Here is a 22,132-nt window from a genome sequence, read left to right as displayed (position 1 = left end):
CTATCCAGCCCAGCGTAGATGTCTACATTAGATATGAGTCAATAGTCAATAGTCAATAGTCATTGGTAATTGGTAATTGGTAATTGGTCAACTGTCAATTTGTCTGACTACAGTTAGTGCTGAGTAACTTACGCCGGCTGTACCTTCGCCTGGGTGGGTGGAGTCACCAACTAACCACAGATGGTTAATGGGTGTACGGTTAGCAAAACCAAAGGGGCCGAATGTGGGGATTCTTTGACCGATGCCGCCTACTATACCACGATCGCGCCCTGTGTAATGGGCAAAGCTGCGCGGTGTGGCGGCTTCTTGATAGACTATGGTTTCTGGTTTGAGATAAAAGTATTGGGCTAGTTTGGCGATCGCTTCTTCGGTATACTTCTGTTTCAAGCCTGCATAATCTGCGGTAGTCCACCACTGTTGGGGGTCTACAAAGGATGAGGCGATAATTGTGGCTTTTCCTGCTGGCGCACGTCCATCACCTGCATGACTCACAGACACAAATAAAGAGTTATTCTCGCCAATGGGGCCATTAGCATCATACATAAATTGCAGGTGGGGCGGGCATTCTGGGGGAATGGCGCTAGCATCTACACCTAAGTAGACCACAAACGCCCCTGATGCTTGGGGTAGTTTATTCACACGCCGTTTATAACCAGTCGGCGCATTCTCTCCTAATAGTTGCACTAAGTTCTGTACAGTCACGTTAGCTACCACATGATCAGCCTCTTCTGTCCAGACTTCCCCTGTTTTTTGGTTTCTAATTACCACAGCACAGGCTTTGCCGTTTTCTACCTTGATTTGTTCGACGGTGTGACGCATCAATATCTTACCACCGTCTCTTTCTAAGGATTCAACTAGGCGATCGCTTAATACCTGCATACTACCTTGGAGGTGAAATAATCCCTGTGGTAGTTGCGATACACTCAAGGCCGTGGCAGCGTAAAGCAACGCCGTTTCCTCAGCGTTGACTTGAGAATATAGCTTGAGTTGCAAATCTAAAAACCTTCTCAATCTTTGGTCATTGCCCACACCACATAATCTTAAAGCATCACCCACTGTTAACAAAGTGAAGGGTACAGTAATTAAGGTACTGGGGCGTATTGCTTGCGTTAACTGCCACAAGTCCCACAAATTACGCGGCGGTAAAACTGGGTCGCGTCCTTGAAACTCCCAACTAGCCGCAAATAAAGTCGCCATCAATTGCCAAAACCCTTCACTCCCTGGAAACTGCTTTTGCCGTTCTTCTTGCCACATCTGGGGGTCGCGCCAGACATTGATGGGTGTATTTTCCCCTGGTAGATACACTGCACAAGCTGGGTCACAAGGCGTTGCTGCTGGTAAATCTATTTCCAGTTCGGAAAATATGCGGTGATGAATACCCCCAACTTCCAAACCTGCAACTTGAGTCGCCCCGACATCAAAAGTAAATCCTTGCCGTTTAAATGTGGAAGCACAACCCCCAGGCACAAGGGCTTGGTCTAAGATTAAGACGCTGTTACCACGATGGGCTAACAACGCAGCAGCCGTCAACCCACCAATCCCCGCACCAACTACAACTACACGCGGTTTACTTTTCTCAGGAAAAATATTAGACATTAAGATTAGCTTTACAAAAATTAATATTACTACTAATAATTTTACTCTGCTCCTTGTGTCAGTAGTTAGTAGTTTTTTCTATGGCAGTGACAAAATGCGCGACGATGCTCCGCCCCGCCATAGGCGATCGCCAATCAGTCGTAGATAAAATAAAGTAACATATCAGTTCACTTCCCACTCAACAATGACCTCAACCCTGCGGAAACTTCCCCGGCTGAATGCCCCCAAGCTACATAAACTCTCCAATGGCTTGACCATCGTAGTGGAACAAATGCCAGTTGAAGCGGTAAATCTCAGTTTATGGCTGAATGTTGGTTCAGCTGTAGAATCTGATGCTATTAACGGTATGGCTCATTTTCTAGAACACATGGTTTTTAAAGGAACTGAGCGACTAGCCAGTGGTGAGTTTGAACGTCACATAGAAGAACGGGGCGCTGTGACTAATGCCGCTACTAGCCAAGACTATACTCATTACTATATAAATACTGCGCCTCAAGACTTTGCTAAGTTAGCACCGTTACAAATAGATGTAGTTTTAAATGCCAGTATTCCTGATGAAGCTTTTGAGCGTGAACGCTTAGTAATTTTAGAAGAAATCCGCCGTTCCGAAGATAATCCCCGTCGCCGCACCTTCCGTCGGGCGATGGAAACGGCATTTGCACAGTTACCCTATCGTCGTCCGGTATTGGGGCCAGAGTCAGTAATTTCCCAACTCACCCCCCAACAGATGCGAGATTTCCACGCCCAATGGTATCAACCGCAGTCAATTACGGCTGTAGCTGTAGGTAATTTACCGGAAGAAGAATTAATTGAAATTATCGCCGCAGGGTTTGACAAAACTCCCCAGTCCCCAGTCCCCAATCCCCATTACCCCTTATCCCCAGAGGGGGCCCCGAGTTCCCCAATCCCCGAACTAGGATTTACAGAAATATCGCGTCGAGAATTTCTGGATGAAAGCCTCCAGCAAGCAAGACTGATGATGGTTTGGCGAGTACCTGGGTTAAACTATCTCGAACAAACTTATGCTTTGGATGTTTTGGCTAGTATTTTGGGACATGGAAAGACATCAAGATTAGTCCAAGATTTGCGGGAAGAACGAGGGCTGGTAACTTCGATTTCTGTCAGCAATATGAGTAACCGTTTGCAAGGCACGTTTTATATTTCCGCTAAATGTGCGGTAGAAAATATACAAGCGGTAGAAAATGCGATCGCTCAACACATCCGCAAATTACAAACAGAGTTAGTTACAGAAAAAGAAATCGCCCGTGTCCGCAAGCGTGTCAGCAACAGATATATTTTCGGTAATGAAACACCAAGCGATCGCGCCGGCTTATATGGTTTCTACCAATCATTAGTAGGAGACTTAGAACCAGCATTTAACTACCCAGCCCACATCCAAGCCCTGGAAGCTACTGATTTACTCCTAGCAGCCAATCAGTACCTTTGTCCAGAGGCTTATGGGGTGGTTGTCCTGAAACCAAGTTAAGAGTGCTGAGTCGGTATGTCAGTTATTAGTAAACAGTAAATATAAACTGATAACTGATAACTGATAACTGATAACTGAATACCCTAATTAATCATGTGGACAGAAATAGATGCTCATATTAGCCGTATAATTAGCGAAAAATTCCAGACTCAGCAGAAGCGATCGCTGAGTGGTGGGTGTATTAATCAAGGTTATGCTGTATCTGATGGTACATTGACGTATTTTGTCAAACTTAACCAAGCCAGCCAAGTTGCCATGTTTGAGGCGGAGACACTGGGGTTAGAGCAAATGCTGGCAACAAATACTATCCGTGTACCGAAACCGATTTGTTGGGGTGTCGCTGGTAACTCTGGTTATATCGTCTTGGAATGGTTAGAAATGGGAAGCGGTAACAGCGCATCCTGGGAAGAGATGGGGCGGAGGTTGGCGATGATGCACAAAGCCACCAGCGCACAGGGTTACGGTTGGGATATGAATAACACCATCGGTTCCACACCGCAAATCAATACTTGGACAGCAGATTGGATACAATTCTACGCTAAACATCGCCTTGGTTATCAATTTCAGTTAGCAAGGCGACGCGGTGGTAGTTTTCCTCAACAAGATGAGTTACTAGCCGCGCTTCCAGAAATTTTAGCAGATCATCAAGTACAGCCTTCCTTAGTACATGGGGATTTGTGGGGAGGGAATGCTGGGTGTACAGTAGCGGGGGAACCAGTGATATTTGATCCTGCTACTTATTTTGGCGATCGCGAAGTTGATATCGCCATGACAGAACTTTTTGGTGGTTTCCCCGCCGCTTTTTACCAGGGTTACAATCAAGTTTTTCCTTTAGATGCTGGTTATGAAAAGCGAAAAACACTCTATAACCTCTATCACATCCTGAATCACTTCAATTTATTTGGCGGTGGTTACGCCTCCCAAGCCAACCGGATGATTGAAAAACTGCTGAGTAGTGCTGAAGCGCGGTAGCAGGGCGTTTAAACCGTGTTGAGTGCTGAGTGGTGAGTGGGGAGTGGACAGTAAAATTAAGCTGACAACTGTCAACTGTCAACTTTTTGATAATCTTTCCTGAAAAGACCACTTTACTACAGTAGAGTGGAATGTCTAGAAGATGACAATTTTTCTGTTTTACTTGTAGTTTCCGGTCACTCCTTAATTAATCACACTGTCTTCCTACTAGTAAGCAGAGCGGTTTTAGTTAAGCTTGGTGATGTTTAGAAATTATTTCAATAAGAGTTGCGACTAAACATTAATTATTGAATAGAAATTCACCTTGCTAAAGGCGAAAGATTGGCATTTTGGAAACAAAAAATTCAGAATTTTGTGATATTTACTAGGCTTGTTACACTTTTTCAAGTGTTAATATGTAGGAACTAAGCAATTAACAACCATAATTGCTTAAAAGCGAGGAGAACAATGGCTGATACACAAACTTTGTTACAAAATTTTGGTCAAGTCTACGACAATCCGGTATTATTGGATCGGAGTGTAACTGCTCCGGTCACAGAAGGACTCAATGTTCTGCTAGCTAGTTTTCAGGCACTTTATTTACAGTACCAAAAACACCATTTTGTGGTTGAAGGTGCAGAATTTTACTCACTGCATGAATTTTTTAACTCCAGCTACGATGAAGTTCAAGACCACGTTCATGAAATTGGTGAACGCTTGAATGGTTTGGGTGGCGTACCTGCTGCAACTTTCAGCAAGTTGGCGGAATTAACCTGTTTTGAACAAGAATCTGATGGTGTCTATTCTTCCCGTAAAATGGTAGAAAATGACCTAGCAGCAGAACAGGCTATTATCAACGTTATTCGTCGTCAAGCCGCTCAGGCTGAAAGCTTGGGAGATCGTGGTACACGCTATCTCTACGAAAAGATTCTCTTAAAAACTGAAGAAAGAGCTTACCATTTAGCTCACTTCTTGGCTAAAGATAGTTTAACCTTGGGATTTGTTCAACCTGCTCAGAATTAACTTCTTAATATATAGCAGGGGACAGGTGATAGGTGACTCTTGTCAGGGATGAAAGCCTTTGAAATTAAAGGTTTTAAAATTGTATGATGTCCTAACCTATGCTTCGACTGCTATATCAATAAGAAGTACTCTTAACAGGACTAAATCTTAAATAAAAATAAAGAATGGCAGTAAGTATAAATACTGTTTGCCATTCTTTATTCTTTTTAGTCTGAATATCATATCTTTGGCGTGGAACTGCCCACCCTACTAGAGTAGCAAAGCTAAAATCTAAAATCTTGATTATCGGCGTTTATCGGCGGTTAATTTCATCCAAATCAATTGACATATTTGAGCCGTAGAACTACTGATTTAATTTATTGACATTTGTAATGTAATTTAGAAGAGTTTTGCAAAATATTTATATTGGTTTACATAATTATTATAGATTTATAAATAATAAATTTGATTGACGTAGTGAATGCGTAACAATGGCGTTGTTGAGATGATCTAAAGATGCGATCGCCATAATCAAAGATTTTGAGCAAACATAAAGATAACTGCTTTCAACAAAAAAATAGGAAACATTCATCAATTACTGCAAATACTAAATTTATGACTCAGCCGAAAGGTTAGTATTGAAATACTACCAAAGGTTGAATCTATGACTCAGTGCAATGGCAGTAACAATCTCACAAACACTGTGAAATCAGCAACCAGCGCACTATATAGAGATATGATTGTTTTGCCTTTTGCGTTGTTGTACTAGCCAGTCGCTGTTATCAAACCTAGAAAACTGGATAAAAAACAAGCTCAAGAGGGATAAACACCCTTAAAATATTCAGGATTTGTATTCTCGTACTCCAACCCAACAACTATGCCCCGCCGTCAAGACCTCCAGAAGATACTATTATTGGGATCTGGCCCAATCGTGATCGGACAAGCCTGTGAATTTGATTACTCAGGAACTCAAGCCTGTAAAGCACTGCGTGAAGAAGGTTACGAAGTAGTGCTAGTGAATTCTAATCCGGCGACAATTATGACCGACCCGGAAACAGCCGATCGCACTTACATCGAACCATTAACACCAGAATTAGTAGAAAAAGTCATCGCCAAAGAACGCCCAGATGCTTTACTACCGACAATGGGCGGACAAACAGCCTTAAATATCGCTGTGGCTTTGGCAAAGAATGGCGTTTTAGATAAATATAACGTAGAATTAATCGGCGCGAAGTTACCAGCGATCGAAAAAGCCGAAGACCGGAAACTGTTTAACGAAGCGATGGATAAAATTGGGGTGAAAGTTTGTCCCAGTGGTACAGCCTCATCCTTAGAAGAAGCCAAAGCGATCGCCCAACGCATAGGGACGTATCCTTTAATTATTCGCCCAGCCTTTACAATGGGTGGGACAGGTGGCGGTATTGCTTACAACCAAGAAGAATTTGAAGAAATGGCGCAAGTCGGGATAGATGCAAGTCCCGTTTCCCAAATTCTCATCGACCAGTCCCTCCTGGGTTGGAAGGAATACGAGTTGGAAGTGATGCGCGACCTAGCAGATAACGTTGTCATTATCTGTTCTATCGAAAACCTCGACCCGATGGGTATCCACACCGGCGACTCAATTACCGTCGCCCCCGCCCAAACCCTCACCGATAAAGAATACCAACGCCTGCGGGATATGGCGATTAAAATTATCCGTGAGATTGGCGTAGAAACTGGTGGTTCTAATATCCAGTTTGCGGTCAACCCTGTGAATGGGGATGTGGTCGTCATTGAAATGAACCCCCGCGTTTCTCGCAGTTCCGCTTTGGCTTCCAAAGCCACGGGTTTCCCAATTGCAAAAATGGCGGCTAAGTTAGCTGTAGGTTACAGCTTGGATGAAATTAGCAACGACATCACCAAGAAAACCCCCGCCTCCTTTGAACCGACAATTGACTACGTAGTTACTAAAGTTCCCCGCTTCGCCTTTGAGAAATTCCCCGGTTCCGAACCAGTGCTGACCACGCAAATGAAATCAGTCGGGGAAGCAATGGCTATTGGGCGGACTTTTAACGAATCCTTCCAAAAAGCATTACGTTCTCTGGAAACTGGACGCGCTGGTTGGGGTTGTGACAAAGCCGAAAAATTACCTAGCGGTGAACAAATTCGCGCCCAACTGCGGACACCCAACCCAGAGCGGATTTTCGCTTTACGTCATGCTTTGCAATTAGGTATGAGTGCGGAGGAAATCTACGAACTCACCGGGATTGACCCTTGGTTCCTAGATAAAATGCAGCAATTGTTGGAGGTGGAAAAGTTCCTCAAGCGGACACCATTGCCACAATTTACAAAAGAGCAAATGTATGCTATTAAGCGCGATGGATTTAGCGATCGCCAAATTGCCTACGCTACCAAAACCACCGAGGATGAAGTCCGTACTTATCGCAAACAGTTAGGGGTGATCCCTGCTTACAAAACCGTCGATACCTGCGCGGCTGAATTTGAAGCCTTTACACCTTATTACTACTCCACCTACGAAGAAGAAAGCGAAGTCACCCCCACCACCAAACCCAAGGTGATGATTTTGGGAGGAGGCCCCAACCGCATCGGACAGGGTATCGAGTTTGACTACTGTTGTTGTCACGCCGCCTATGCACTCAAAGGCGCAGGCTATGAAACAATCATGGTCAACTCCAACCCAGAGACAGTTTCTACCGACTATGATACCAGCGATCGCCTCTACTTTGAACCCTTAACCAAAGAAGATGTTCTCAACATCATCGAAGCTGAGAACCCTGTAGGAATCATAGTCCAGTTTGGTGGACAAACACCGTTGAAGTTAGCCTTGCCTTTGCAACAGTATCTCAATCAGGTAGGTAATGGGTCATTGGTAATAGGTAATGGGGATGAACAGCCAATTACCGATGACCAATTACCAATTACCAAAATTTGGGGAACCTCTCCCGACTCCATCGACATCGCCGAAGACAGGGAACGGTTTGAGAAAATCCTGAAACAGTTGAATATTTCTCAACCACCAAACGGAATTGCGCGGAGTTACGAAGACGCATTGATTGTTGCTAAACGTATCGGCTACCCTGTGGTAGTGCGTCCGAGTTACGTGTTGGGAGGAAGGGCGATGGAAATCGTCTACTCCGATGCAGAGTTAGAACGTTACATGAACTTTGCAGTGCAGGTGGAACCAGAACACCCAATTTTAATCGACAAGTTCCTAGAAAATGCCATCGAAGTCGATGTAGATGCGATCGCCGACCACAGAGGAAAAGTCGTCATTGGTGGCATCATGGAACACATCGAACAAGCGGGTATTCACTCAGGAGACTCCGCTTGTTCACTACCCTCGATTTCCCTGCCACCAGCCGTCCTCAATCAAATCCGCAACTGGACAGTACAACTAGCACAGGCGCTGTCTGTAGTTGGGTTGATGAATATACAGTTTGCTGTTGTTGGTGCTGGTACATATTCACCCCAAGTTTACATTTTAGAAGCCAACCCCCGCGCCTCCCGCACAGTACCCTTTGTCTCCAAAGCAACAGGCGTACCTTTGGCGAAATTGGCATCTTTAATCATGTCCGGTAAAACACTGGAAGAGTTGAACTTCACCCAAGAAGTCATCCCCAATCACATCGCCGTCAAAGAAGCAGTATTACCCTTTAATAAATTCCCAGGGACTGATACAATACTAGGGCCAGAAATGCGTTCTACTGGCGAAGTGATGGGAATTGACAGCGACTTTGGTCGCGCCTTCGCCAAGGCAGAATTAGGTGCAGGAGAACGTATACCCTTAACAGGAACCGTCTTTGTTTCTATGAGCGATCGCGATAAAGCCGCAGCCATCCCCGTAGTCAGAGAGTTTATCGACTTAGGCTTTAAAGTCATGGCTACCTTTGGTACAAGTCGCGTCCTCTTGGAAAATGGCTTGGAAGTAGAATTAGTCCTGAAACTGCATGAAGGCCGTCCCCACGTTATTGATGCCATCAAAAACCAAAAAATCCAACTAATTATTAACACCCCATCGGGAGAAGAAGCACAAACCGACGCAAGGTTAATCCGCCGCACAGGTTTAGCCTACAAAATCCCCATTATTACCACTATCGCCGGCGCTAAAGCCACCGTCGCCGCCATTCGTTCCCTGCAAAATACTACTTTGGACGTAAAAATCATCCAAGAGTATTGTCCGCACTTCTAGAGGCTAGGGACTGGGGACTGGGGATTGGGGACTGAGAACTGGGGATTGAGAAATAAATATTTTCTCCCCTGCTCCCCCACTCCCCCATCCTCACAAGTGTAGGTTTTTAATCTAGCAGTGAGTAAGGACTCTAAAACTAACGAGAAAATCATTGTTTCATCCACCCCTACACCCCTACACCCTTACACCCTTACACCCCAAACCAAGGTTTTTGGAACACCAATAAAAAACCTGCACCTGTCAGACTCCTCCATCTCCCCCCACTCCCCACTCCCATTTCCTGAAATCTACATTAAGCAGTATTTACAAAAAAAATTAAGTAATTATTATGGAAAAATAAATATTGTTTTTATTGAGATATTTTAACAAGTATAAGGAAATAGTGATTTTCTGCGGGAAAGCTCATCAAATATCCCTTTGGTGAGTAATATTACCAGCACAACCGTTTTTACTGTCAGCTAGATCAGCCTCATATCCAAACTCAGAGCATTCTACCAATTTTAGAAAAACCTTATAGAGCGTTCTTAGTGGCAATAGTTATTGCCAAAGTTTTCTCATAAACAAGTCTTATTGTCAAAGACTTGCTAGGTGAAGGATAAAAATAATAGTTAAATATTGACTTTTTTGTATCAAAGATTGCTGATGAACACTATATGGAAATTTTTGAACATAAATTAAATTATTTCTTCTCATAAATGTTACAATTATTAATGTAACAAGTAAACCAAAAATGTTAAGTTAAGCACCTTTTATCTAACTAAGGATAGTTGTGCAGAATAGGGAATCGCTGTAAGGTCTAGCAAATAAAGGCCTATTTAAACTCCTATAACAGCCGAGATTATCGGGTGTATAACTCCTAAATCATGAAACATCCCAACTAATTGGGTATTGAAGGCAAAGAGCATCTATCAGTTAATGACCCTACCAACAGAACCATCATCACCAAAGAGTAGCGCCATGAAGACCGCTCCAACAGCCACAGACCTCGTGCGGACATACCTGCGTGAGATCGGACGTGTACCACTTTTAACCCATGAAGAAGAGATTCGATATGGGAAACAGGTACAGCGTTCAACGACATTGCAGGAAGTACGCGAGGGTTTGGCAACCCAATTGGGGCGCGAACCAAGCTTAGAAGAGTGGGCAAAAGCGGCGAATATAGATTCAGCAGAATTGAATGAAGCGATCGCCGAAGGTGAAATTGCTAAACGTAAAATGGTAGAAGCCAACTTGCGGCTTGTAGTTTCCGTTGCCAAAAAATATATTAAACGTAACGTTGATTTATTGGATCTCATCCAAGAAGGCAGTATTGGGATGCAACGGGGCGTAGAGAAATTTGACCCTACCAAAGGGTATAGATTTTCCACCTATGCCTATTGGTGGATTCGGCAAGCCATCACTCGTGCGATCGCCGAAAAAGCACGTACCATCCGCCTACCCATTCATATTACCGAAAAACTAAATAAAATCAAAAAAGCCCAGCGTCAACTATCCCAAAGATTGGGGCGTGCGCCTACAGCTGGTGAATTAGCGCAAGAATTAGAACTCACACCCAAACAAGTCAGAGAATACTTAGAAAAAGCCCGTCTCCCCTTATCTCTTGACTTACGCTTAGGAGACAATTACGACACCGAACTAGGCGAAATGCTCGAAGATCCAGGCGCTTCCCCCGAAGAATTTGTCATGCAATCTTCCCTATCCAACGACCTAGAAGTCCTGATGGAGCAATTAACACCCCAACAGAAAGAAGTAATCACACTGCGCTTTGGCTTAGTCGATGGACAAGCTTTGACTCTAGCAAGAATTGGCGAAATACTCAACATCAGCCGTGAACGAGTTAGACAAATCGAACGAGAAGCCCTCACCAAACTACGCAAGTCTAAAGCTAATATGGACGAATACTTGGCAAGTTAGTCAATTGTCAGTGGCTAATAACCAACGACAAATGACCAAAAGGTGAGAAAATCCCCTGATGATGGTTCGGTTACACCCACTTTGATATGTGAATAAGTTTGTTACATTAATTGACAGGAACACCAAATGGTGTAACAAGTTCAATAATAGACAAATACACAGTCATATATTTAAAGTCACTATCATCACAGCCAGCAGTGTTATTGCAGGAGGAAAAAGTGAGTAACCAATCTAACCGAGTGTCAGAATTTTTTAATAGCGATTCAGAAACAAGTAATTTGCTGTGGCAGTATGTTAAATCATTAAGTCCAGAGACAGTTACCCAACTTTCTAAACCCACATCACCAGAAGTTTTTCAGGTAATGGAACGCAATATCATTGGATTATTGGGTAACTTACCTCCAGAACATTTTGGTGTTACCATCACCACCAGCCGGGAAAACCTGGGACGCTTGCTGGCTTCAGCCATGATTAGCGGCTACTTCTTGCGTAACGCCGAACAGAGAATGAACTTTGAAACAGTCTTACAAGGAAGCGACAGTAACCAAAACGAAGCTGAATAGTATGTAGTAAGCACTTTAGTGCTGATATCTAGAGGACTAAAGTCCTTACTACATACAAAATATGTAAACAATTAAGTTATATTTTTAAAAGCAAAAACTCGGTAGATATTTAGCAGGTCTGCCGAGTTTTGCTATTGGTCATTAGTCATTAGTCCATAGGAAGGGCAAAAGCAATAAATTCTTCCCTTTCCCCTTTCCCCTTTCCCCCTTTCCCCTTCCCCCTTTCCCTTTTCCCCTTCCCCCTTCCCCTCTCCCGATCGCAAAACACCATGAACACAATTACCACTCCACCACACAAAATTATCGGCGTTGCTGTAATTTGGAACGACCAGCAGCAAATATTAATTGACCGTCGTCGTCCAGAGGGTGTGATGGGCGGCTTGTGGGAATTTCCGGGCGGTAAAATTGAACCAGGGGAAACCGTAGAAGAGTGTATTCAAAGAGAAATTGAGGAAGAACTAGGGATATTAATTGAAGTGGGTGAACGTCTCATCACTATCGACCACACCTATACCCACCTGCGCGTCACCTTGACAGTACATCATTGTCGCTGGCTTCAAGGTATTCCTCAACCTCTAGAATGTGCCGAAGTTCGCTGGGTAAATTTAGATGAACTAGACCAGTTTACATTTCCAGAAGCAAATAGTGAGATTATCGCCGCGTTGAGAGTAGTGGGAAGTGGGGGGAGATAACTTATACAGCAAGTTGCAGCTAAATGAGGTACAGATATAAATTATAAAATTCTTGTGGGGTGGGCATCTTGCCCGCCCTTGTGTACCTCACTCAGATGAAATGTGCTGTACCTTGCACCATTCTCTTATTGACAAAATAACAGGCTGGAAAACTTATTATTTCGTAGGGTGGGGAGTGCATCGCCGACACTTCTCCTCCGCGCAGTGAGGAACGTAAGGAAAACTTATGATTTCGTAGGGTGGGCAGTGCAGGGAGGCACTAGCTTATTGAGAAGATGCAAGATGTCAGTTAACAGACCTTATTGTTATTAGAGACGTGATGAAGTCTGGCAGATGCTAGTTAAGGAAGCTGAGTTTCCATTAATTCGTCTCCTAATTGTTATTAGAGACTTTGGTGTGCCTACAATTTTAGGTTTATTTTTGTGGTTTCCATTAATTCGTCTCCTAATTGTTATTAGAGACTGGTCTACCGTTTTTAATTGGTGTACCAGTCAGTGTTTCCATTAATTCGTCTCCTAATTGTTATTAGAGACATAGGTATTCCCACCATTAGTATCCCAGGTGTCTCGTTTCCATTAATTCGTCTCCTAATTGTTATTAGAGACCGACGAATTTAAACACTGCTTGTATATATTGGCGTTTCCATTAATTCGTCTCCTAATTGTTATTAGAGACCCATCTGAGTTGCGATCGCCTCCACCCGCGTCACCGTTTCCATTAATTCGTCTCCTAATTGTTATTAGAGACCTAATGGAGTTTATCAAGCTAATTTAGCATTAGGAGTTTCCATTAATTCGTCTCCTAATTGTTATTAGAGACTCAATCCCCCCTGGATTAATGATGATCATGAGTGGTTTCCATTAATTCGTCTCCTAATTGTTATTAGAGACCCTTGATGAGTCTTGCCCATTAATTCGATAAACGAGTTTCCATTAATTCGTCTCCTAATTGTTATTAGAGACGTAATCAATATAATTGATTATTGAGATATTTTGAAGTTTCCATTAATTCGTCTCCTAATTGTTATTAGAGACTGAAATCCCTGACTTGACTGCTTGGGGTATTGTTTCCATTAATTCGTCTCCTAATTGTTATTAGAGACTTTAGATATTTCTGCTAATGCGGGGATTATTCAAGTTTCCATTAATTCGTCTCCTAATTGTTATTAGAGACGTTTACGAATCCATACTTGATCCTTCTTCTCAAGTTTCCATTAATTCGTCTCCTAATTGTTATTAGAGACTCGACCCCGCCTCGCCCCTCAATTCCATACCAGTTTCCATTAATTCGTCTCCTAATTGTTATTAGAGACATATACTGAATGCGCGACTGCTAGGAAAAAGAAAGTTTCCATTAATTCGTCTCCTAATTGTTATTAGAGACTAAAATTCCTGTTGTTGCGAAGGAGGTACTTGGTTTCCATTAATTCGTCTCCTAATTGTTATTAGAGACCTTTAGAGAAGTCTGTGATTCTGTTCAGACTTGCAGTTTCCATTAATTCGTCTCCTAATTGTTATTAGAGACATTTCTATTACTCATCTTCGCAGTGGTACGATACCGTTTCCATTAATTCGTCTCCTAATTGTTATTAGAGACCCATAGCTAAAGTAGATGCGATCGCCAAGTATAAGGTTTCCATTAATTCGTCTCCTAATTGTTATTAGAGACAGTATAACAAGTATCAAGTCTTAGAATATGCGCGTTTCCATTAATTCGTCTCCTAATTGTTATTAGAGACAGTTACTTGCTGCTCTGTAATCAGCCCATTAAGTTTCCATTAATTCGTCTCCTAATTGTTATTAGAGACATTGACGCTTATGCCTAGCGCTGGGCATTGGTTTGTTTCCATTAATTCGTCTCCTAATTGTTATTAGAGACTTGACCAGATACACGGCAAGGGCAAGAAACCTTGCGTGTTTCCATTAATTCGTCTCCTAATTGTTATTAGAGACCTGAATCAATTGGTATTGGCATTTTATCAAAAGGGTTTCCATTAATTCGTCTCCTAATTGTTATTAGAGACCTGGCTCTAGGCGTAATATTGAAAGTAGGGGTTGGTTTCCATTAATTCGTCTCCTAATTGTTATTAGAGACTACGTCATGGCTTAATGGCGCAGTTCTGCGATATCGTGTTTCCATTAATTCGTCTCCTAATTGTTATTAGAGACTTGACTTGGGCGACCTGATTAATTCTTATTCTGTGTTTCCATTAATTCGTCTCCTAATTGTTATTAGAGACGTTGTGAAAGTTCCAGTTCCAGGTGTTACCGCGCCGTTTCCATTAATTCGTCTCCTAATTGTTATTAGAGACGGATTGCCCTTTAAAAATAAATCTCAAGAATTTAGAGTTTCCATTAATTCGTCTCCTAATTGTTATTAGAGACTTCTAAGAAAGACGGTGGACAAGGATTCTTAGAAAGTTTCCATTAATTCGTCTCCTAATTGTTATTAGAGACTTTCCAAATGGTACAAGTCATCATTTTAATGGCGTTTCCATTAATTCGTCTCCTAATTGTTATTAGAGACGACATTTATTCAAGCACCGTAAGGAATTAGCCTTAAGTTTCCATTAATTCGTCTCCTAATTGTTATTAGAGACCTTCCGTAATCTGAAAATCATCCGGTGTTTGTGGAGTTTCCATTAATTCGTCTCCTAATTGTTATTAGAGACAGTATTCCTTTGGCAAGGGTCAACGCTCTTAATGTTTCCATTAATTCGTCTCCTAATTGTTATTAGAGACGCTTCAGGGCAGGGGTTAATCGGCACTTTAGTTGTTTCCATTAATTCGTCTCCTAATTGTTATTAGAGACTGCTGGTATCTGAAAGCCTTACAAAATAAGACTTAAAAGACCCACTTGCGTCAACCTCTCTTAAAACTACCGTTTGGGACATTGCTTGTCAAGTTCGTGGTTGAGTAAATATTCCCCAAAAGCTTACAGAGTAAGCATTACAAGCTTTGCGCCAACCTCACTTTTAGGTGAAATCGCTCAAAAGCAGTCGTGGTAAAGGTTACAGCCTCAAATTTTGGTTGCTTCAAAAAAACAGCTAGTGGTTGACGCAAGCGGGTGGCTAAAGTTCGAGATAGTGACTTGCTGATCACAGCTTACCAGACCTACGGATGCGCCAGGGGACTTAGTGCTGATTTTGGTTGACTACATTGCAAAATCAGCAGTCCCTCGTCATTCGCATGAAAACAGAGGGAAAATTTTGGCACATATGCAACCATTACATTTAACACAGTCAACCAGAGCAATTACAGGGAATAAATAAAACAGTATTTTTACAGCATACATCCTTAGCAATTAATTATACAATCGTTCCAGTCTAGTACATTGAGTATTAGCCAAACCAAAAGCATGGAAGATAAAGCAATATATACCGCCATTACCTTCGCACCCGTACAGGGATTTATTGAAAAATCGCGTAAACTCAGAGACTTGTATGGTGCATCTGAGATACTTTCCTACTTGAGTAAAAAGATAGTAGACGCAGCCAATGCTTATCCAGGCGCGGAAGTTATTTCCCCTGGACTACCAAACCTGGAACAAGGGATGCCTAACCGTATCCTTATTAAAGGCGACTTCCCCCAACAACTCAGTGAAGAAACCCTCCTATCCGCATGGAAAGAAGTCTTGAAATATTGTCGGGAATGGGTAGAGGACAACTTAAGACAGCTTGGCCCCTACGAAGAATGGCAACGAGAGTGGAAAAAATGGGCAAATCATAGCTGGGAGATATTTTGGGCGCAAGGGAATTCTCCCACAGAAGTAATGAAAGAATTAGAAACCAGCAAACTCGAACGCAATTGGATAGCCGTAAACTGGATTGGAGAAAGTTCCAGCCTTAGTGGAACAGATGCAATAGTATTTCCAGGGCTTGGCGGACAAAGGCGTAATCCCAAAGATATTGACTACAATCAAGAAAAAAAACAGATTGAAAACTTTTATACCCTACTAGCAACCACAACAGAAAGCACCACTACATCAGAAGTTGAAGGTAAATTTATTGCCCCCAATGAAAAACTCAGCATACCAGAATTAACCAAACGCTTGGTGACATGGCCAAAAATTGCCCAACGTTTTGGGATGACAAGCCTTGATGAAGGATTTCGAGATATTCAGCGCAAACCAACCAAAGATACATCAGGACAGTGGACAGGTTGGTTTATGGGGGATGGCGATCGAGTTGGTAAATATTTGCAAGACATCGCAGAAACTCAAGGTGATAAAGGAATCCGCCAATTTAGCCATGATATGCGAAATTGGGGACAAAACTTTATTGAGGCATTTTCTTATGGACGAATAATTTATGCAGGCGGTGACGATTTTCTAGGAATAATTTACAGCGATCGCGCCAAAAATCCTATCCCAGCATTTACCGCCTATGAGTGGTTGATGACTTTATCTGACAGATGGAAACAACATGGACATTCAATAACTCTCAGTCTTGGCTTTGTCTGGGTTGCGGGAAGCGTTCCCCAACGGGATGTATTGCAACATTGCAGACAAGCAGAAAAACGCTCAAAAAGCTTAGGTAGAAATCGGCTAACAATCCGAATTGTATTTAACAGTGGTCAATACATTCAGTGGACTTGTCCTTGGGATTATTTACATATTTTGAAAAAATATCAAGACCGCAATGGTAACACCTACGAAAAATGGGAATGTTCTGGTAGAGATAAAAAATATCAACCAAATTGGACGCATATTTATAGTGACTTAGCCCAACTCAAAGCACGTCATGCAATCGATTTAAATATAGATGAAGACAGCATTGATGACAGATTAGCCTTAGCCTTATTTAATATTTACTTTAATGATCAACAAAAACTCAGCAATGATGCCAAACACATAGTCGGCAAAGATTCACCCAAACAAATCATTCAATGGATTAACGACCTCATCAATGTAGGTTGGCAATTATGTACAGACATTTAATTATCATCAATCCCCTTGGTTTAATGTATGGTAGTGCAGGGGCATTTCTTTCACCAGAAAACTTAGTAGGAATCTCTGGTGCAAAATTTCCTCCTGATGCCACCACTTTATCAGGCTTATTTTTCAGTGCCAATAAAATTAACAAATTCCAAGAACATGAAGAATTAAGAGATAATCTTTATCTCGCTGGGCCTTTTTGGGCAGAAATTGATAACCCCGAATATTTCTATATACCCATTCCTTGGACAAAAATCATCAATCAAGATGAGAAACAAGTAGCCGAATGGACTATTCAAGAAAGTAAATGGTATCGTCCAGAACAGACAAAAGATTTAGAACCTGATTGTCGTTGGCAAACAGTCAATTCTTGGGAAGATACGGCTGATGTAATTCGGAGAAACTTTGATGCAGCAAAAAATCCTTGGGAATATGTTCCCATGCTTCATCCCCGACTTAAAGATAATCAGCGTAATGTTGAAGATGAAAATGGATTATTTTTAGAAAACACCGTACAAATGGGTTTTCATCTCAGAAATGGAGAACCAAAAGATACCTGCTTAGTTTATCTTTCAACTTATGCCTTACCTGATGGTTGGTACTGCTTTGGTGGCGAAAACCATCTAGTGGAAATTACCAGTATACCACTACTTGATGACAGTCCGATCATCAAACTTTTGCAACAAAAAATTCACCGCAGTTTTGCTTTAATTACACCCGGAATTTGGGGTTCCACTCATTATTCTTACCGCTATCCCCAACATCCAGACTTCCCCAAACCTACACATATTCTCACAGATAGACCGTCACCCTATCGTTATCGTGTAGGCGATCGCAAAGGACGCGGACGCTTAGGTAGAGGACGTTACGCGGTTCCGCCTGGGACTGTCTATATATTAGATGAACCTTTAAATAAAACTTGGTGGGGAAACAAAGAAGAAGCAGGTTTTCCTGATGAATGGTTTCCCAAAGAAGGATTTGGTCTAAAAAAAGTAGGATGCGGACTGTGTTTACCAATTACCATTGAAGGAGTCGATTAATGTATCAAAAAGGTTATGGCATTATCAATACTCTAGCACCAGTTCATGTAGGAGCAACAGCCGGAGAAGAACGAGGAAATCTCAATTTAATTTTTCGTGACCAATTTACTAAGACAGGGATAATTCCTGGGAGTTCAATTCGCGGTCGGTTGCGTTCAGAAATGCGCCAAGATGAGTATCAAAAATATAAGCAGTCAGAAAAAAAAGAAGAAGCAGAAGCCAGAACATTAGCAGAAGTTAAAGTTAATAAATGGTATGGGAATGATGCTAATTCTTCAGATTCAGAACGCACCAGCGAGTCTCTAGTAAAATTTGAATACGCCTCAATTGTTTGGCTACCAGTTTTTTGTCCCGGACAACCAATTGTTTGGGTAAGTTGTCCCCGTTTACTCAAGCGATATAAACGTATTACTCAAAGTAAAGAACCTATCCCATCTAAATATACTCGTTCCAGTAACCTAGTGCCATTACCTGGCAATAAGTTATTTTTCAACTTTGGATTTTTGACTATAGAAAACCATCAAAATCTTTCACCTTGGTTTCCTGATGGTCAAGAATTGCCAGCAGTGGTCATAGGCGACGATGAAATCGGTATGATTCACGATATGGCATTATACCGCCAAAGTCGAGTCGCCTTAGAAAAAGACCAAAAACGAGTAGCTGATAAAGCATTTTTTAATGTAGAAGCTTTACCAGAAGAAACCATTTTAGTATTTCCTGTAGCCCTCAAACCAGATGAAGCAGGGGAAAAATGGCAACCCTTTCCCAATGCTGAAAAGGTCAATGATATTTATTTAGGTGGGTTAGAATCTGTTGGTTTTGGTCATTGCGAAATCAAATTTTTCATATTAAATAATTCACAATTAACTAAGGTGTAAACCCTATGGCATTTGCAGCATTTGGACTAGATAAATATGCTCATGATTTGGTTTTTCAATACCGAAATGATGATAGAGAAACAATTAACCAAGTCCATAAAATGCGTGCTACCGTCGCCTATGGCTTAGAACGTTTTTGGGGGGAACAACTGCGCCTGGAGGGTAGAAAAGCCCAATATTGGGCAGATACTTGGACTAAGCTTGTACACATCATGGCTGAAGCTGACATGACAATTCCCAACCACGATGATGTGGAAACTATGGCGAATGCACTTTGGGACTCGCAAATTTTCTCCATCGCACACCGCAAAGTAACATTAGCTATTTTGACCCAGTTATGTGACTGTATGGTGTGGTGGACGCAGAGATACAAACCTACCGCCAATATTGGCAATAATTCAGGAGATGACGATGAGTGAACATGAGTTAGTTCCCCTAATGTATCAAGCACAATTACCAGAGAGGGGAAAAATTCAGTATGCGGGAGACGCAAAACCCGCGACTGAGTGGGTGAGAGAATGGTTGAAAGGCTGTCCACCAGTACCAGATACCGTAGAAGAAAATGTGCCAATATGGAAGCGCAGACCATCTCAGCCTACAGTGAAAATGCCACAATTTTGCTGTAAAGAACCTTGGGAATATACGCTGAGTTGGCGTTTAGTCACCAACTCTGGACAAGATGAAAGCATAATTATTCCCGTAATTGGTGCTAAAGGCTTACCTTATTATCCTGGTTCTAGCATGAAAGGTGCATTCTTGCGAGCTTGTCGCCAGATATGTACACCAGAGGAAGTGCTGGAATATTGTGGCGGAGAAGTTATAGAAGATGGGCAAAAAAAGACTAAACCAGGAATTTTACGCTTTCATGGTGGCTATCCTGTAGATATGTCTTGGGGAGACGAAAAGCGTCTAGTAGATGTTATTCATTCCCAAGAACCACGCCAAGTGATGAGTAATGTTAAAACCAGTGCGAATGTGCAGATATCGCTTTACAAAACCAAATTCAAGTTTGGTATTTCTAGTAGTAAAAAGTTAAATGCAACGCAGTGGGGTAAAATCAAACAAATTTGGGAAGCTGCTTTATCTGAAGGTATTGGTTCAAGAGTCAGCGCAGGTTATGGTAGGGTAAAAGAAATTGTAGATCCAAGAGTTATTCTTTCTGTTAATCTTCGCGGTGAGGGAATAACTTCTAAATTGCTGAATGACACTCCAGAATTTCGTCCAAATATGTTTAAAGCTGCATTGCGAGGACATACACTGCGGTTATTAGCTGGAGTAACTAATCAACAAACAGCACAAAGTTTAACGAAGCAATTATGGGGTGGTATTGGGGAAAGTAGAACCGAAGATGGGGCAATAGTTGGTAAATTGGGGATTAATTTTGATGTAGAACAATTAATAGCAGGAGAACATAAATACTCGTCCAATGGTAGACAAGCTAAACCGATGCCAATTTATCAGTTAAAATCCGGCAGGTTAGATATTTTTTCCATCAAAGAAGTTACTCAAAAGGAAAGAGAATTTTTAAATCTTTTGATGAAATTTTCTTTACTTCTCGGTGGCTTTGGTAAATCTTGGCGGAGAGTTCACCATAAAAGATTTTTTCCTGATTACTTTAAAAACCATGATAAAGCCATGATAGGTTCTCATTGGGAGTTTTCCCAATTGTTAGAGGAATTTTGTTTAACTGCTCCTAGAGGTGAGCTTGAGAATATAGCGAATTTTTTAGCTAGTATTCCCAATACTATCAGAAGTTGTTTTGATTTACCATCTAATAATAATTATGTCCGAGATTGGCGAGAGGTTTGGCATCCCCACAGGGTGCAAGTTTGGGGAAGAGTTGCGGAAAATGAGTTAGATAGTGAGGCGGTAGAATGGTTTCACCGAGATAATTTTATTAAAAGGACAGAGTTGACGGGAAAGATTGGTAATTCTAAGAATCCGAGTCAGGTGAGTAGAATTTGGCATCGAATGTACCCTCTTTATGTTAAATCTGGGGGTATCCTCAAACCGAAATTTAATGATAGCCGTGAACCAAAATATGTGGAATTAATAACAATGTTTACACCTGATGATTTGCCAATAGCTCAAACTTTTATTAATCATTTAGAAAATAGTAGTTTTACTAAACTTTTTCCTCTTAGGTAACTATAAAAATCAGGTGGTGACAAATAACAAAATATAAATATTTCTGTTGAATCATAAAGTAATTGTAGTAGCTTGTCTAGGCTAAAATGTTGCAAAAAATTTTCTTGTGGTGTAGGCATCTTGCCTGCACTGGACGGGCAAGATGCCCATCCCACAAGAGTTTGCTAATGCACAAATTTAATCTAGACAGTCCAGTAGTGGCGTGGCAAGACTAAAATAGTGCATTAGCTAAAAATCTAAATATTCTTCATCTGCGTACATCTGCGTACATCTGCGTTCAATTTTCCCCAAACCTATTGCCACATTTTAGTCCAGTCGCGCCAGTAGTAATTGTAGGGTGGGCATTGCCCACCATATCATGGTTTTGGTGGGCGGTGCGTTACGGCTACATCTCAAAGTCTTTTTATCTCAAATTCTGTCATAGCCGTAACACACCCTACTGGCGTGGCAAGCCTAAACTTGTGCATTAGCGAAAAATCTATCATCTTGTTCATCTGCGTTCATCTGCGTTCATCTGCGTTCAAATTTATCCAAACCTATTGCCACATTTTAGCCTTGCCACGCTACTACTGAAGATTTACTTTTTTCATATTTTGCACCTTCTCAATAAGCAAGTGGTGGGCGATGCCCACCCTACGAAATAATAGGCTTTTGGGGCTGTTATTTTGTCAATAAGAATGTGGTTAAAGATTTGAGTTCGGTTTATTTTTAACGGCTTATTTAATAGTGAGGAGTAAT

General features: G+C 41.7%; 14 protein-coding genes and 1 CRISPR repeat array. Of the genes, 12 read left to right on the top strand and 2 right to left on the bottom strand.

The annotated features are described in order from the left end of the window. Positions 1-87 precede the first annotated feature (87 nt). Positions 88-1,596, bottom strand: a complete 1,509-nt coding sequence (gene crtD, locus H6G83_RS15515) for a C-3',4' desaturase CrtD (protein WP_190473811.1) — start codon at positions 1,594-1,596, stop codon at positions 88-90. A 184-nt stretch (positions 1,597-1,780) separates the two neighbouring features. On the opposite strand from crtD, the gene H6G83_RS15510 reads away from it, so the two are divergent. The 3 genes from H6G83_RS15510 (at position 1,781) to H6G83_RS15500 (ending at position 5,056) form a co-directional block, all read left to right on the top strand. Next, a complete protein-coding gene (locus tag H6G83_RS15510) occupies positions 1,781-3,082 on the top strand; it encodes a M16 family metallopeptidase (RefSeq protein WP_190473809.1) in 1,302 nt (433 codons plus the stop codon). Between the two features lie 93 nt (positions 3,083-3,175). Continuing rightward, on the top strand, positions 3,176-4,054 hold the full coding sequence (locus H6G83_RS15505) for a fructosamine kinase family protein (RefSeq protein WP_190473807.1): 879 nt from the start codon (positions 3,176-3,178) through the stop codon (positions 4,052-4,054). Positions 4,055-4,501: 447 nt separating this feature from the next. Continuing rightward, a complete protein-coding gene (locus H6G83_RS15500; RefSeq protein WP_190473804.1) occupies positions 4,502-5,056 on the top strand; it encodes a DNA starvation/stress protection protein DpsA in 555 nt (184 codons plus the stop codon). 421 nt (positions 5,057-5,477) lie between these two features. On the opposite strand, the gene H6G83_RS15495 is transcribed toward H6G83_RS15500, so the two are convergent. After that, positions 5,478-5,627, bottom strand: a complete 150-nt coding sequence (locus H6G83_RS15495) for a hypothetical protein (RefSeq protein ID WP_190473802.1) — start codon at positions 5,625-5,627, stop codon at positions 5,478-5,480. Between the two features lie 285 nt (positions 5,628-5,912). Here H6G83_RS15495 and carB point away from each other — a divergent pair, with 285 nt between their 5' ends. The 9 genes from carB to H6G83_RS15450 all read left to right on the top strand — a co-directional run bounded on the left by carB (position 5,913) and on the right by H6G83_RS15450 (position 21,394). Then, positions 5,913-9,224, top strand: coding sequence for a carbamoyl-phosphate synthase large subunit (carB, locus tag H6G83_RS15490; RefSeq protein WP_190473800.1), 3,312 nt, complete (start codon positions 5,913-5,915; stop codon positions 9,222-9,224). Between the two features lie 957 nt (positions 9,225-10,181). Next, complete coding sequence (locus tag H6G83_RS15485; RefSeq protein ID WP_190473792.1) at positions 10,182-11,138, top strand: RNA polymerase sigma factor, RpoD/SigA family; 957 nt, start codon at positions 10,182-10,184, stop codon at positions 11,136-11,138. Between the two features lie 218 nt (positions 11,139-11,356). Further along, positions 11,357-11,701 carry a DUF760 domain-containing protein gene (locus H6G83_RS15480; protein ID WP_190473790.1) on the top strand — a complete coding sequence of 115 codons (345 nt, stop codon included), beginning with the start codon at positions 11,357-11,359 and terminating at the stop codon, positions 11,699-11,701. A 269-nt stretch (positions 11,702-11,970) separates the two neighbouring features. Continuing rightward, positions 11,971-12,393, top strand: coding sequence for an 8-oxo-dGTP diphosphatase MutT (gene mutT / locus H6G83_RS15475; RefSeq protein ID WP_190473788.1), 423 nt, complete (start codon positions 11,971-11,973; stop codon positions 12,391-12,393). A 353-nt stretch (positions 12,394-12,746) separates the two neighbouring features. Next, a CRISPR array of direct repeats spans positions 12,747-15,204; the repeat unit is 37 nt; unit sequence GTTTCCATTAATTCGTCTCCTAATTGTTATTAGAGAC. 546 nt (positions 15,205-15,750) lie between these two features. After that, positions 15,751-17,331, top strand: coding sequence for a Cas10/Cmr2 second palm domain-containing protein (locus H6G83_RS15470; RefSeq protein WP_190473787.1), 1,581 nt, complete (start codon positions 15,751-15,753; stop codon positions 17,329-17,331). Continuing rightward, the gene (locus tag H6G83_RS15465; protein ID WP_190473786.1) at positions 17,316-18,368 is read left to right on the top strand and encodes a CRISPR-associated protein; all 1,053 of its coding nucleotides are present in this window, start codon (positions 17,316-17,318) and stop codon (positions 18,366-18,368) included. The genes H6G83_RS15470 and H6G83_RS15465 overlap by 16 nt, the downstream gene beginning before the upstream one ends. Beyond that, positions 18,368-19,246: an RAMP superfamily CRISPR-associated protein gene (locus H6G83_RS15460; RefSeq protein ID WP_190473784.1), complete on the top strand. Its 879-nt coding sequence runs from the start codon at positions 18,368-18,370 to the stop codon at positions 19,244-19,246. The genes H6G83_RS15465 and H6G83_RS15460 overlap by 1 nt, the downstream gene beginning before the upstream one ends. 5 nt (positions 19,247-19,251) lie before the next feature. Continuing rightward, positions 19,252-19,665, top strand: coding sequence for a hypothetical protein (locus H6G83_RS15455; protein WP_190473783.1), 414 nt, complete (start codon positions 19,252-19,254; stop codon positions 19,663-19,665). Next, complete coding sequence (locus H6G83_RS15450) at positions 19,658-21,394, top strand: RAMP superfamily CRISPR-associated protein (protein WP_190473781.1); 1,737 nt, start codon at positions 19,658-19,660, stop codon at positions 21,392-21,394. The genes H6G83_RS15455 and H6G83_RS15450 overlap by 8 nt, the downstream gene beginning before the upstream one ends. Positions 21,395-22,132 lie beyond the last annotated feature (738 nt).

This window comes from Anabaena azotica FACHB-119 (assembly GCF_014697625.1).
Taxonomy (GTDB): Bacteria; Cyanobacteriota; Cyanobacteriia; order Cyanobacteriales; family Nostocaceae; genus Trichormus; species Trichormus azoticus_A.
The sequence above is the reverse complement of the archived record's forward strand: the minus strand, read 5'-3'. Positions and strand labels throughout refer to the sequence as shown.

Coding starts and splice junctions, on each gene's coding strand:
- crtD (WP_190473811.1), bottom strand. CDS start 1,596: ATGTCTAATATTTTTCCTGAGAAAAGTAAACCGCGTGTAGTTGTAGTT.
- H6G83_RS15510 (WP_190473809.1), top strand. CDS start 1,781: ATGACCTCAACCCTGCGGAAACTTCCCCGGCTGAATGCCCCCAAGCTA.
- H6G83_RS15505 (WP_190473807.1), top strand. CDS start 3,176: ATGTGGACAGAAATAGATGCTCATATTAGCCGTATAATTAGCGAAAAA.
- H6G83_RS15500 (WP_190473804.1), top strand. CDS start 4,502: ATGGCTGATACACAAACTTTGTTACAAAATTTTGGTCAAGTCTACGAC.
- H6G83_RS15495 (WP_190473802.1), bottom strand. CDS start 5,627: ATGAATGTTTCCTATTTTTTTGTTGAAAGCAGTTATCTTTATGTTTGC.
- carB (WP_190473800.1), top strand. CDS start 5,913: ATGCCCCGCCGTCAAGACCTCCAGAAGATACTATTATTGGGATCTGGC.
- H6G83_RS15485 (WP_190473792.1), top strand. CDS start 10,182: ATGAAGACCGCTCCAACAGCCACAGACCTCGTGCGGACATACCTGCGT.
- mutT (WP_190473788.1), top strand. CDS start 11,971: ATGAACACAATTACCACTCCACCACACAAAATTATCGGCGTTGCTGTA.
- H6G83_RS15470 (WP_190473787.1), top strand. CDS start 15,751: ATGGAAGATAAAGCAATATATACCGCCATTACCTTCGCACCCGTACAG.
- H6G83_RS15465 (WP_190473786.1), top strand. CDS start 17,316: ATGTACAGACATTTAATTATCATCAATCCCCTTGGTTTAATGTATGGT.
- H6G83_RS15460 (WP_190473784.1), top strand. CDS start 18,368: ATGTATCAAAAAGGTTATGGCATTATCAATACTCTAGCACCAGTTCAT.
- H6G83_RS15455 (WP_190473783.1), top strand. CDS start 19,252: ATGGCATTTGCAGCATTTGGACTAGATAAATATGCTCATGATTTGGTT.
- H6G83_RS15450 (WP_190473781.1), top strand. CDS start 19,658: ATGAGTGAACATGAGTTAGTTCCCCTAATGTATCAAGCACAATTACCA.